This window comes from Sutcliffiella sp. FSL R7-0096 (assembly GCF_038595065.1).
GTDB lineage: Bacteria > Bacillota > Bacilli > Bacillales > Bacillaceae_I > Sutcliffiella_A.
On record NZ_CP152003.1, the window covers coordinates 3,712,427 to 3,724,610 of the forward strand.

Annotated in this window: 18 protein-coding genes; 6 read left to right on the forward strand and 12 right to left on the reverse strand. The window is 40.0% G+C overall.

Features of this window, described 5'->3' with window-relative positions; genetic code table 11:
• Nucleotides 1–57 precede the first annotated feature (57 nt).
• Entirely contained in the window at nucleotides 58–867 is an 810-nt protein-coding gene (hisJ, locus tag MKY77_RS18980; RefSeq protein ID WP_342515396.1) for a histidinol-phosphatase HisJ, read from the forward strand.
• Between the two features lie 21 nt (nucleotides 868–888).
• Here the strand turns inward: hisJ and refZ are convergent, their stop codons facing one another.
• Nucleotides 889–1,515 (reverse strand): forespore capture DNA-binding protein RefZ, encoded by a 627-nt coding sequence (gene refZ / locus MKY77_RS18985; RefSeq protein ID WP_339147276.1) that lies wholly within the window; start codon nucleotides 1,513–1,515, stop codon nucleotides 889–891.
• Between the two features lie 153 nt (nucleotides 1,516–1,668).
• On the opposite strand from refZ, the gene MKY77_RS18990 reads away from it, so the two are divergent.
• Complete coding sequence (locus tag MKY77_RS18990) at nucleotides 1,669–2,157, forward strand: GAF domain-containing protein (RefSeq protein ID WP_339149861.1); 489 nt, start codon at nucleotides 1,669–1,671, stop codon at nucleotides 2,155–2,157.
• Between the two features lie 228 nt (nucleotides 2,158–2,385).
• Here the strand turns inward: MKY77_RS18990 and megL are convergent, their stop codons facing one another.
• The 3 genes from megL to MKY77_RS19005 all read right to left on the reverse strand — a co-directional run bounded on the left by megL (nucleotide 2,386) and on the right by MKY77_RS19005 (nucleotide 6,200).
• A complete protein-coding gene (megL, locus tag MKY77_RS18995; RefSeq protein WP_339147277.1) occupies nucleotides 2,386–3,573 on the reverse strand; it encodes a methionine gamma-lyase in 1,188 nt (395 codons plus the stop codon).
• Nucleotides 3,574–3,718: 145 nt separating this feature from the next.
• A complete protein-coding gene (locus tag MKY77_RS19000) occupies nucleotides 3,719–5,512 on the reverse strand; it encodes a diguanylate cyclase (protein WP_339147279.1) in 1,794 nt (597 codons plus the stop codon).
• A 70-nt stretch (nucleotides 5,513–5,582) separates the two neighbouring features.
• Nucleotides 5,583–6,200 (reverse strand): hypothetical protein, encoded by a 618-nt coding sequence (locus MKY77_RS19005; protein WP_339147280.1) that lies wholly within the window; start codon nucleotides 6,198–6,200, stop codon nucleotides 5,583–5,585.
• 344 nt (nucleotides 6,201–6,544) lie between these two features.
• Between MKY77_RS19005 and rpsD the strand changes: the two genes are divergently transcribed.
• A complete protein-coding gene (rpsD, locus tag MKY77_RS19010; RefSeq protein WP_237663457.1) occupies nucleotides 6,545–7,147 on the forward strand; it encodes a 30S ribosomal protein S4 in 603 nt (200 codons plus the stop codon).
• 424 nt (nucleotides 7,148–7,571) lie between these two features.
• Here the strand turns inward: rpsD and MKY77_RS19015 are convergent, their stop codons facing one another.
• From MKY77_RS19015 to MKY77_RS19025, 3 genes are all read right to left on the reverse strand, one after another.
• Nucleotides 7,572–7,856 (reverse strand): hypothetical protein, encoded by a 285-nt coding sequence (locus MKY77_RS19015; protein WP_342515397.1) that lies wholly within the window; start codon nucleotides 7,854–7,856, stop codon nucleotides 7,572–7,574.
• 70 nt (nucleotides 7,857–7,926) lie between these two features.
• Nucleotides 7,927–8,298 carry a hypothetical protein gene (locus tag MKY77_RS19020; RefSeq protein WP_342515398.1) on the reverse strand — a complete coding sequence of 124 codons (372 nt, stop codon included), beginning with the start codon at nucleotides 8,296–8,298 and terminating at the stop codon, nucleotides 7,927–7,929.
• Nucleotides 8,267–8,413, reverse strand: a complete 147-nt coding sequence (locus MKY77_RS19025) for a hypothetical protein (RefSeq protein WP_342515399.1) — start codon at nucleotides 8,411–8,413, stop codon at nucleotides 8,267–8,269. Before MKY77_RS19025 ends, MKY77_RS19020 begins: the two co-directional genes overlap by 32 nt.
• A 174-nt stretch (nucleotides 8,414–8,587) precedes the next feature.
• Between MKY77_RS19025 and MKY77_RS19030 the strand changes: the two genes are divergently transcribed.
• The 3 genes from MKY77_RS19030 (at nucleotide 8,588) to MKY77_RS19040 (ending at nucleotide 9,705) form a co-directional block, all read left to right on the forward strand.
• Nucleotides 8,588–8,845, forward strand: coding sequence for a helix-turn-helix domain-containing protein (locus MKY77_RS19030; protein ID WP_342515400.1), 258 nt, complete (start codon nucleotides 8,588–8,590; stop codon nucleotides 8,843–8,845).
• Nucleotides 8,842–9,033: a hypothetical protein gene (locus MKY77_RS19035; RefSeq protein ID WP_342515401.1), complete on the forward strand. Its 192-nt coding sequence runs from the start codon at nucleotides 8,842–8,844 to the stop codon at nucleotides 9,031–9,033. The genes MKY77_RS19030 and MKY77_RS19035 overlap by 4 nt, the downstream gene beginning before the upstream one ends.
• A gap of 111 nt (nucleotides 9,034–9,144) precedes the next feature.
• Nucleotides 9,145–9,705, forward strand: coding sequence for an Ltp family lipoprotein (locus MKY77_RS19040; protein WP_342515402.1), 561 nt, complete (start codon nucleotides 9,145–9,147; stop codon nucleotides 9,703–9,705).
• Nucleotides 9,706–9,880: 175 nt separating this feature from the next.
• On the opposite strand, the gene MKY77_RS19045 is transcribed toward MKY77_RS19040, so the two are convergent.
• Genes MKY77_RS19045 through MKY77_RS19065 form a run of 5 tightly spaced genes read right to left on the reverse strand, consistent with a single transcriptional unit; the run spans nucleotide 9,881 to nucleotide 12,171 of the window.
• Nucleotides 9,881–10,771: an N-acetylmuramoyl-L-alanine amidase gene (locus MKY77_RS19045; RefSeq protein WP_342515403.1), complete on the reverse strand. Its 891-nt coding sequence runs from the start codon at nucleotides 10,769–10,771 to the stop codon at nucleotides 9,881–9,883.
• Nucleotides 10,772–10,816: 45 nt separating this feature from the next.
• Entirely contained in the window at nucleotides 10,817–11,071 is a 255-nt protein-coding gene (locus MKY77_RS19050; protein WP_342515404.1) for a hypothetical protein, read from the reverse strand.
• A gap of 2 nt (nucleotides 11,072–11,073) precedes the next feature.
• Nucleotides 11,074–11,478 carry a hypothetical protein gene (locus MKY77_RS19055; protein WP_342515405.1) on the reverse strand — a complete coding sequence of 135 codons (405 nt, stop codon included), beginning with the start codon at nucleotides 11,476–11,478 and terminating at the stop codon, nucleotides 11,074–11,076.
• A gap of 55 nt (nucleotides 11,479–11,533) precedes the next feature.
• Entirely contained in the window at nucleotides 11,534–11,746 is a 213-nt protein-coding gene (locus MKY77_RS19060) for a hypothetical protein (protein ID WP_342515406.1), read from the reverse strand.
• The gene (locus MKY77_RS19065; protein WP_342515407.1) at nucleotides 11,743–12,171 is read right to left on the reverse strand and encodes a DUF1617 family protein; all 429 of its coding nucleotides are present in this window, start codon (nucleotides 12,169–12,171) and stop codon (nucleotides 11,743–11,745) included. The genes MKY77_RS19060 and MKY77_RS19065 overlap by 4 nt, the downstream gene beginning before the upstream one ends.
• Nucleotides 12,172–12,184 lie beyond the last annotated feature (13 nt).

Consider the following 12,184-nt stretch of genomic DNA (forward strand, 5'->3'; position numbering starts at 1 on the left):
TTTTGAGCAATATTTTTAAATTTTTTACATATTTCTTCAAGTATCGGAGGGTTTTTTTTGATAATCGACAAACATGTCCATACTCCCTATTGTCCGCATGGTAGCACAGATAAGATAGATACGTATATTAAACAAGCTTTGGACCTGCACTACCAAGAGATTTCTTTTACTGAACATGCGCCCTTACCTAAAGGTTTCCATGATCCTGCACCTGATAAAGATAGTGCCATGGAATGGGCAAGCCTCCCCTCCTACCTTAAAGAATTGCAAAAAATGAAATCCTATTATGCTTCCACAATTAAAATCAATATCGGACTTGAAGTTGATTATATTGATGGGTATGAAATAGAGACTCGGGAGCTTTTAAGTGAAATCGGTCCTTCCTTGGACGACAGCATTTTATCTGTTCATTTTCTGAAGAAAGAGGAGAAGTATTACTGCATGGACTTCAGCGAGGAAGAATTTGAAAGGATGGTCGAAATATTTGGAGGTCTTTCCTCCGTTTATGAAAGCTACTATTCTACCCTTTTGAAATCCATTGGAAGTAACTTAGGGCCATACAAACCGAAGCGGATCGGGCATATCACCCTTGTGGAGAAATTTAAGAAAAAGTTTCCCCATACTACCCCGACAATGGAGTATACAGCCCCTATACTTGATGCCATTGCCTTAAAAGGGTATGAGCTGGATTACAACGGAGCTGGCTTCGTTAAACCGCTATGTGGGGATTCCTATCCTCCTACCCACATTGCAAAAGAAGCTCACAAAAGAAAAATCCCATTAATCTATGGGTCGGATGCCCATACAGCAAAGGGATTGGCGCAAGGATATGAAGGGATGGATAAAGATTTATTTAAGCTGGGATAGGCGATGCGGATTAACGGAAAGCTAAAGCGCTATTTTCTCCAGCTGCTGTTTCGCAAAAATAGACTGCTCCAGCCATTGCACAATCACCTTCTCATACTGATCGATGGCGGAAGTCTCATAAGGCATGATATGCCAGACTTCCGCAAGATACTGGGATTGGAGAAAAGGGGTGCTGATCATGCTCTTTAATTGCATGACAGCAAGTAGCACCGAATGTACCACAAACTCCTTCGATTTATGTCCTTTTTCCAGAATGGCTTTAAAGTAATACTTTTCCTTCGTGAGGTAGGTGGACATTATCTCTCTGACAAGCATCGTATCTAAAGTGATTTCGCGATAGACATACCGTGCAAGTTGCCGGTTCTCCCTATGAAACTTCATGGTTTTTTCCACACATTCCAACATACACTCCTTTGCTGAAATGGCAGGCATTTTTTTATATGCATTCTCCAAAATGGTTACGTATTGATCAAAGAAGCTTGAAAGAAGATGTTCTTGCAGGCCGGCTTTGTTTTCAAAATAATAAGATATGTGTCCCACATTCACATTCGCCTTTTTGGCCAACTCCCGAATCGAGGTTCCATCATAGCCTTTTGTATTAAAGAGAATAGTCGCTGCGTCAATGATTCTTTGCTTCGTCTTTTCCATATTCACTCACCCTTTCTGGTGATTTCAGATCTTAATTATTGATTTCGTGAAGATGAACGTATATCCTTTTATTAAATGTCGACAACTTCGATTGGTATTCTGCCTAAATAGTTGTTTTTCCACAATAAGTTTTGAAAATGCGAGGGGATTATGATGTTTCAAGTCGAAAACTACAAAGGAACGCGAGAAGAAAATTACGAGCTTGTCCTAAAACAGCTGCATGCATTAATTTCTGATGAGCCTAATTTCATTGCCAACCTTTCCAATGCTTCTGCTTTATTAAATGTCTTCTTAGACAATATAAATTGGGTAGGTTTCTACCTTACCGATGAAACCAAGCAAGACATGCTCGTATTGGGTCCATTTCAGGGTCTGCCTGCATGTGTAAGGATTCCATTCGGTCGTGGAGTATGCGGAACTGCAGCCTCCACTCAAGACACACAGCTTGTTGCAGATGTCCATGCATTTCCAGGTCATATCGCCTGTGATGCGGCTTCTCAGTCAGAAATCGTCGTACCGATGGTGGTAGGCGGTAAGATGATTGGGGTCTTGGACATCGATAGTCCAATCAAGGATCGTTTTGATGAGGTGGACAAGGTTTACTTAGAGAAATTTGTTTCCATATTGCTTGCTGAAGCATAAGATGCTTCTATGAAGAATGCTAGTTTAAGTTGATTGTAGTAGAAAGCGCGAAAACTCCCGCGGGAGGAAGGGACATGGGAGACCCCCAAGCGTTGTAAAGAGGCTCCCGGACCGCCCGCAGGAAAGCGAAGCGCCTGGAACGGAAATCAACAGTTTATGTGATATGAAAATAAACAAAGCGCCCAGCCCCCGAATATTTTTTGGGGTCGGACGCTTTCTCTATGACTTTTATAATCGATTCAATGCCTGTTTCAAATCCTGCCAAATATCTTCCTTGCCTTCGAGCCCTACAGAAAGACGCAATAGTCCGTCTGTTATACCCATCTGTTCTCGGTTTTCCTTTGGCACAACAGCATGTGTCATCGTCGCAGGGTGCTGGATCAACGTTTCGGCGTCTCCAAGACTTACTGCAATTTTAATCAATTTTAACTGATTCAGTAACTTTTGTGCCTCCTCTTTTCCACCTTTAACAGTGAAGGAAATAAGCCCTCCACCCTTTTTCATTTGCTTTTGCATAATGGAATATGCTTCGCTTTTCTTATCACCAGGGTAATATACCTTTTCAACCATTGGATGTGCTTCTAGTTGCTCGAAAATATATTCTGCATTATCACAATGGCGATCTAATCGGACATGCAGGGTCTTCAATCCACGGATCAAAAGCCAAGCATCAAACGGAGACATCACTCCACCGATATCCTTTAAAGTTGTCATGGAAATTTCTGTGATCATTTCTTTGGAACCGACGATCAATCCCGCAATAACATCCCCATGCCCTCCGATATATTTGGTAGCACTGTGTATAACAATGTCACAACCCATATCAAGTGGCTTCTGGAGATAAGGGGAGCAGAATGTATTATCCACAACCACTTTTATATTTTTCTCTTTTGCGATAGTGACGATAAGATCAAGATCGATCAGCGCCATCGTAGGGTTTATGGGCGTTTCCACATAGATGCAGGTTGTATTCGTTTGGATTGCTGCCCTGATATCCTCCTCTGATTGCATCGTACAAAAGCTATGTGATACCTCATATTTATTTTTTAACAATTGTAATAAGCCAAACGTACAACCATAAATCCCTTGAGAACAAAGGATATGGTCATTGCTTTTTGTTAAAGCAATCAATACCGCAGACACAGCTGCCATTCCGGAGCCGAATGCAAGACCCGCCTCTCCGTTTTCAAGTGCTGCGATCCGCTCTTCCAGCATTTTCACTGTTGGATTTCCAAGCCTTGAATATATATAACCTTCTTCTTCTCCGGCAAATCTATTTTCCCCTTGTTGTGCCGTTTGAAAGGAAAAGGTAGAAGTTTGAAAGATTGGCGGTGCCAAGCTTCCCTGATAAATGGAACCATCATATCCATGGTGAATAACTTCTGTCTCAAACTGCTGCTTATTTTGCTTTTCCATAATAATTTCTCCCTTCCAATTTCCCATCCATTACTAGCATATGGCAAACAAAGAGAAATTGAAAGCGTTTTCTTTTAAATTTTATCCCTCCTAAAAACCCCTCCTTTTCTCACTTAAAGGAGGGGTTAACTATTTTTTCAAATTACTAACTCTTGTACTTTTCAAGTGATTCAAAGCACATTTGATTCTTACCTTGATCTTTCGCTTTATACAAGGCATGATCCGCTCTAAGAAAAAGATCTTTCGGAGTATCCGTTGAATTCTTGCTCCAAAATGATATTCCGCAGGAAACCGTTATACCCGGGTTGGTCTCTTCCCTTATCTTATCAATGATTCTAGTAACTATGCCCTTCCCCAAGGTTAGGTCGATTTTCGGCAAATAGATGGCAAGCTCTTCCCCACCCCATCTTGCCCCGATATCCGTATCTCTGATATTGGCTTTAATGATATTGGCCACCTGTATGAGAATTTTATCCCCAACTTGATGTCCGTATGTGTCATTAACAATTTTGAAATCGTCAATATCCAACAGAATGAACGTGCCGTATGAATCATGTTTCATTGACTTTTCTATTTTATCGTCCAAATATTTCCGAGAATAGAGCTTTGTCAAATAATCGGTGATCACATATTGCTCCAATTCCTCTCGCAGCATCGAATTATTAAAGGCCAATGTGGAATGGTGAATCAGTGATTGTAGTAGCTTGAACTGTTCAAAACTGAAATAGTAAGGCAATGGATGTGTGATGACACATGCACCTTTGATTCCATTTGGCGCAAGCATCGGAATAACCATACAAGAACAAAAAGGAAGGTCCGACAAGCGCTCATGTACTCGAAGGTCACCTATAAAAAGAGGTTCCCCATCGGAGTAGAGATACTCCTCCATATGTATCAGGTATTTCTTGATGTCCTTTTGTTGGAAGAAATCTGTTGACCCCGGCAACACTTCCGCCCCTTTTTCTTTAAATAGAATAAATGCGGCTTCCTTCGCCTCAAAGGAACGCAGGATTTTCTTGACCATAAATGTGGTTACTTCAGACAACCTAAGGTTAGTATTTAATTGATGGGAGGTTTCATTTATCAACTGCAAATCGGAAATGACTTGTTTGGATTGCTCATAGAGATGCGTATTTTCCAGTGCCGAACCTGTGGCATCTGCTATAAGCTTGATGAAATTTATCTCTGCTTCAGGAAGGGTAGCGGCATCAAGAGACATGATCTGGAGAACTCCGTACACTCCCTGCTCACCTTTTATGGGAACATAAATGTAGGCCCTTCTGTCTTTAATTGAATTTTCATATTGGACATCGCCTGTCACATAGGCGTTCATTGCGCAAAGGTTTGTATCATCAAAGTCCAACTTTTTTATAGGTAGATGCTGAAGATCATCATTATCAGAAGTTAGCAACAGAAGATAGGAAAAGTCGTCATACATTTTTTGCAATAACTTGATGACTTCTGATAAGATGCTTTCCACTTTCATAGCAGAATGAAAATTCGATGTGATGTTATATAATTCTTCATATTGCTTCTCTATGTATCTTTTATGTATGTATTGATTATAGTGTTGAAAAATGATTGAAAGTTCTTTTGAGATATGATTGAAGCTATCTAAAGGAAGGGGTAGCGGAGAAAGAAAATGCAGATCTATCTTCCCGATGGCATCTGCCTCATCGAAAAGCGGTATGACTACATTTTCCATATTGCTACCAATGTTCATGGATGCGGTATAGGTTACAGCCTGTTCACATATAGTGGACAGATTTCGAGTTACAGGTTTTCCTTCCAATGTGACGATTGCCTGTTCCGCACAGAGCTCCTCTTTCAATAGAAGTTGCAATTGTGTCAGAAAAGTAGATTGTGTTAGATCGGAAGACGAAAGGAAAAAATCAAATATTCTGCTTTTAATTTCGAGCATCTTGTTATTGGATTCCATTATTTTCACCTTTTATATTACTTATTACCTATATTATAACGGTAACAGGTAACATTTTCCTAGCATTATTTTATGGCACTAATAAAATTGTATCTTTTTCAAAAAGAACGAACCATAAATCGTCATTCTCGGAAAGGCGAACAACCGATAGCGGTTTTTCTTCCAAAGTCTTTTCAAGTATTGGGCCTTGTTTATTATTTACTTGCAGAACATAATTGTCTGTATCCAATTCTTCTATATTAGTAGAAAAACTATTCTCAACCTTTATTCTGAATTTCCCTTGCCTTTTCTCCACTTGCAATTCCGGGTTATAGTAGGTCCAATTGTTTTCTTCCTTCAGCCAAACCCCATCCGTTTTTTGATCCTGTTGCATATCGGTTGGAGTAATCTTCAGGTTTACTGCTTGAAGGGTTTCAAAACGATAGTTGTTCTCTGTATCCACTTGATAGGTAACAAGAATCGGTTCCCCTTCATGTTCTCTCACCATTGTAAGCTTCGGAATGGCCTGTTCCTGATTTCTCTCTTGTAAGACCACAGCCATTTGCTTTACTGCTTTTTCTTGTGGCGGGGCGGTTACGGGTTCTTCCTGAGGAGTATACTGATTTACAAATAAGTACAGAGTTACAGTAGCAATTGCAGCAATAATGGAGAATCGAATAACTTTTTCCTTGCCAGTTTCCTTATACATCTTCATTCCACCTTGATATAATTCTGAAAAAATTATATCATAAACATCTACTTCTTTTTCCTATTTAATAGTCCCCAAAATTATTTTAACTGTACAGTCCCCAACCTTTTCTAAACTATCCTTGACTTCTTATCCTTTTTTCCGATATAATAGCCTTTGTGTAAAATATTGCAGCCTATGTGGTATGCTATGTTGATTCATTTTGTTCCCCGTATTGCTTTACGGAGGTGTATCGTGTAACTCTTTGCTGCAGAGCGAGGATACATGAAAACAAAATGTTCAAGTAGATTAGTCACATCTGTTATTATTTTACAACAAATAATAACACGAAGGAGGAGTCATTCATGGCTCGTTATACAGGTCCAAGTTGGAAACTCTCTCGCCGTCTAGGCATTTCATTAAGCGGTACAGGTAAAGAATTAGAAAAGCGTCCTTACGCACCAGGACAACACGGTCCTAACCAACGTAAAAAGCTTTCTGAGTACGGCTTGCAATTACAAGAAAAACAAAAATTACGTCACATGTACGGCGTAAATGAGCGTCAATTCCGTAGCATTTTCGATGCTGCTGGTAAAATGCAAGGTAAGCACGGTGAAAACTTCATGATTCTTTTAGAATCTCGTTTAGACAACCTAGTTTACCGTTTAGGTCTTGCTCGCACTCGTCGTGGAGCTCGTCAATTAGTTAACCACGGTCATATCACGGTTGATGGATCTCGCGTAGATATCCCATCTTACCGCGTAAAGCCTGGTCAAGTAATCGGCGTTCGCGAAAAGTCTCGCAACCTAAGCTCTGTTAAAGAATCTGTTGAAGTAAACAACTTCGTACCAGAATTCTTAACTTTCAGTGCTGACGCTTTAGAAGGAACGTTCACTCGTTTACCTGAGCGCTCTGAATTAGCTGCTGAAATCAATGAAGCACTAATCGTTGAGTTCTACTCTCGTTAAGCGAATTGCTATGTAAATAGCATAACCAAAAACCCCTAGAAACCTTGATATATCAATGGTTATAGGGGTTTTCTTTTTTCTCTGCTTTGTAAAATAACTTATTCTAAATGTTTTATTTGGGGGAGGTTGGGGGAGGTTTTGGGGGCATTTTTTGAAACGGACAGACACCCTCTTCCAACCAACTATTATATTCCCTACCTTAAATCAATATGCCGTCTACATTTTGTACACACAAATAAATATTCCTCTACCTCCTGGTGCCTCTTTAGCTTCCTGCAGGTCTGGCACGATAGTTCTACGAGACGTCCCTCGGACTCTGAGCCTCCCGTCATATTGACGTGCTCCTCAACCTCTTGGAAGTCTTGCTGATTATTGAACAAACAAAAGGCAAAGGACGTCGCCAGTACGCCTGTAAGCAGGCTGACTAACTCCATGTGGACATTTCACTTTTAAGTGCATATTTGACGTCAGCTTCATCATGTTTCTTTAGCGGTAGCACTCTGTACGCCTCGTAGACACCAAACTCATTCTGGAGTTTTTCAACCATTGCTTCGTCATCCAGACACCTTTCTAATATTAACCCTGCTAATGTGGTCGGTCTCATCTGACAAGCTGTTGACAACATATTCAATTTCTTTAGATAACTATTAGACAATGAAATTCCTACTCTGTTAATCTTCTTATTTCCCAGTCCCTTATCTTCTATCATTCCTATAACCTCCCAAAATATCCATTGCCAATTGACATGTGTAATTGTAGCACACTGTAACAGTTGATTTCTAAGAGTAGGGCAGGAGGGAGGCCCTGATTGCCCCCTGGTTCCGGACCTCTATTCGCCTCCCCTCCCCTTGTGGCTGTAAGTCGGGAGTAGGGACGTCTTTTACTGCATTCTGGCCATATATTTCCGCATTTTGTTCTAGCCAATACTTAGCCTCCCTCAAGGACCATTTAGGCTGTGGAAGAGGGACATCTTCCCTCTCCTCCTGGTCATAAAAGTATGGCTTCATCAGCTGGTGAAATTGTGAAGAGTAAGCAGCCGTGAATAATGCAGCTCTAATTATTTGGTTGCGATCCAGGGACGTCACTTTAAACACATCATCCACATACTTCTGGAAGACATCATGATACCTTACTGTTGGACGGTACACCATTAGTGGACGTCACCTCCTCCACAAGTGCTTTTAATAATCGCTCTCCTTCTGACGTCAAAAATACGTCTCTACGCGTCAATAAGACTTCTGCCAACTCTTTAGTCATGAATTTCACAAAAACGCCTCCTTGGGGTCATTTTGGCGCCCTGATGACGCCTTTAATAAAACATATGTATTTGAACAGTAAATATGTCTTGTTAACTTAACTTTTTTATTTTGATATTTATTAATGATTAGAGGAATTACTTTTAACTACGTTGAATGAGTTTATAATACGGGGGTGGTCTTCATGCCGATCAATGGCTTTGTATGTAATCTTAGAGTGATATTAGCAGAAGAAAAAATGAGAAATCCATCTTTTACACAGAAAAGACTTGCAGAGAAGATAAATTTGAGCCGTACTGCCTTAAATGCCCTGGTCAATGAGAAGAGTTTACCTAGCTTTGAAGTGGCTTATAACCTAGCAAAAGAGCTAGATCGACCAATTGAACGAATTTGGGTGAAGTTCGATGATAGAGTCGAATTCAAAGAGAGTGATAGTGTATGAGAAACAAAATTGAAGTTGGTGATACAATCAGAAATCCTGAAAATGGCCTTGTTGGTATTCTGAAGAAAGAGGAAGGTAGAGAAAACTACTATGTTGAGGGTCATCATGAGTATGCTGGCAAGTGGCAAACTGCCGGTGGAACGTTGAAGGACTATCAGAAATGGGATTTGTACCAGAAAGGAAAATAATGCACTATATCAAATTTTTTACCAAAAAAGTTTTATAATTTACAAATTTTCCATTTGCCGTTATGTTTTTATGGTAATATCAATATGTAAAATAAAGGGGGATTGGTTACTATGAGTAAAGAAAAAATCAAAAAGCCATTTTATAAAAAGTGGTGGGTATGGCTAATTGCTTTCGTTATTATCATTGGTGCTGCAACAAGTGGTGGGGATGAAACGACACCGGACGCGAGCTCAACAAGTCCAGCAAATACTGAAGTGAAAGAGGAAAACACTGAAGTTGATGATACCACAGAAGAAGCTTCTGAAGAACAGGAAAGTGATGAATCAGGAAGTGAAGAGGAAGCAGAAGAAGCTAAAGAGGAAAGTGTTCCTAGAGAATATAAATCAGCTTTAAAGAAAGCAGAGTCATATGCAGCAACTATGCATATGTCAAAACAAGGCATTTATGATCAATTAGTATCAGAATACGGAGAAAACTTCCCAGAAGATGCAGCTACATATGCTATTGATAATATCGAATGGGATTGGAATGAAAATGCACTAAAGAAAGCACAATCATATGCCGAAAATATGGATATGTCTAATCAGGGAATTTATGACCAGCTAATATCAGATTATGGGGAGAAATTCACTCCTGAAGAAGCACAATATGCTATTGATAATTTAGAATAATGAATAAGCCCCTCCAATTCGGAAGGGCTTTTTTATCTAATTACATCTTTTCCAATTTAATTTTGTTTGAGTTAATTAAGTTTGATTTCTTCGTTATCGTTACTTTTGATTTACATTTACCGTCCTTTGAAACGACCTCATAAGTTACCATCCGTTATCACTCCTCTATATTTTTTTACAAAGACTTATAAAATTTACCCATAGCTGCTGCTGCTTCGTAACGATCTTTCCCCGTTAACTCCACAAACTTGTTTCCTTTGAGTCCATCTTTAGACCCTCCGCACACAATAACTTCTTTTGCTACTTGGATTTGTGTTGCGGTAGAGCGTAGGAAAATAGGTACTCTCAAGCGTCCTGCGATAAGCTCCGCAGCAGGAAAATCTGAATACTGATTAATAACAATAGCTTTTTCTAACATGAATGGTTCCTCCTTTTTTGGTGGTGCTGGTTTCGGCTTTGGTTGGACAGGTGCAGCATTTATAGGAATAACTCCATGAGTCATATCCAGCAATTCTTTATAATAAGATGCCCTTGTAACCATCGGTGCTGGGCAGTTTTTCCCCGTTACGTCATAATGGCGGACAAAACGGTTATATGTGTCTTTCAGTTGAGGGAAACGGTTTTGTAACATTTGATGTACCAGGGCGGTACGTTTTAAGGTATCTGGATGAATGGATCCATCTTTCTCCTGGCACATCTCCACACTTACCGTTAAGAGGTTGGCGTTTCCCCCTGGATATTGAGGGCTTGTTGCACGTAAGGTGGATAATAACGGACCTTGTCGTCTGTCGTTTGCTTGGAAACACACTTCATCCAGAGGAACAAGCTCTAATGCTTCCTCTTTATCTACAAAGATATGTGCGCTGGCATACCTTTTCTTATCTTCTGGTTGTTTATCGTTAAGATCAGGTAACGAACTATCAAAATACGTAAAGTGGTTAGATGCTGAAGCTCCATGATTTGCAGTAGCATGATCCACAACAGCTTGCACTCTCAGTAACTTAATGCCGGGCCTTGTGGTAGGATGTCTACGGATGTGCCTCTTTTTATAATTCAATGCAACCATAACAATCTCTCCTTTCAAAATTAAAAACCACCACGGATGGCAGCTCTACTTCTTGATTAATCCTTGGGCTTTTAACGCGTTCTCTTTCAGTTGTTGTGCCTGTTTACTGACATAGGTGTTCTTCCAGATTCCCCATAGGTTCCATGCTAGGAATGCCGTCAGCATGACAGCTGCTACAAATGGGCCAACATACTTCTCTAGGTCCCAGCCAAATACCGCGGTTAAAAACAAAGCAACCGCAGATCCCCAAGCGCTTAATAAAATGCCCCAGTCTTTCCATGTTTGTGGTTTCGTGTACATAATCATTCTCCTCCCATTCCTAATCCATTACGAAATATGACCCAACAAAAAGCAGCGAACCCCGCAGCGAACGGCGTGGCAAAAAGAAAAAAGACCTTCCAGGCGAAAGTCTTCATACTTTTATAATTTTTCTCATGCATTTTATTGGAGTTTTCGACTAGTTCTTTAAAGTCATCAAATTGTTTTTTTATATCATCTTCTACTTTGTCTAGACGCTTATGTGCTGACTTTGCGCTCTCATCCGTCCGTTCTGCCAACTCTTTCACGTTACGAAGATTTTCAAATTTTTCGGTGTGACTAAACACTGTCTTATCGACTTCATGGAGGGTCTTTTGTATGTCTTTAATCCCGTCCTTCATTTCTCTTACATCTTGCTCCCTCATTTTCTCCTCCTCCAATGACAACAACGGTAAGGCCCCCTAACATAGAAAGACATCTTATGCCCCTCATTTTGTTTCTATATTATTCTGATAATCGAGTAGCTAAATGCTGTTTTACAATCCCAGTTAATGCCGTAATCGATTCGTTTCCACGATACTCTTCCGAGGTCAAAGGAATAATCCCATTTATGTTAATGTTTCTTTCTGCTGTGTGGCCACTAAAGCTTATTTGTACAGAACTTACTTCTCCCTCATCGGTCCATTGTACATTGGTAGATCTAATTTGAATAATCACTCTTCATCACTCTCCTCATCTGCATTTTCAAAAGCTTCACAAATATGGTCATAGGCAAATGCTTCACTTCCTGCTACCTCTCCATCGTAATCCAGTACAATAGCTTTAACGGTTTTTAACATACCATGGTGATCACCACCCTCAATGATAAACTTTTCACTTAGAAGTTCTTCTTGTTGTTGTTTGAAACCAGCTACATCCTCAATGTCAAAGTTTCCATTTTCTTTTTTGTTTGGCGCTCCGTTTTCGTTTACTCCAGCGTACTCTTTAATTAGTTCTAATTCTTCTTCTGCAATTTGCTTGTTTTTCTCGATAAGAAGGTTGGCCAGTCGAGTACGATGCCTTGATTGTTTTCCTTTCAGCTTTAAATTGATAAGAAAAGATGCTATTCCTGCTACGTAGTTATAAGAAATTTGAATTTTCATGAGTTGGTCCTCC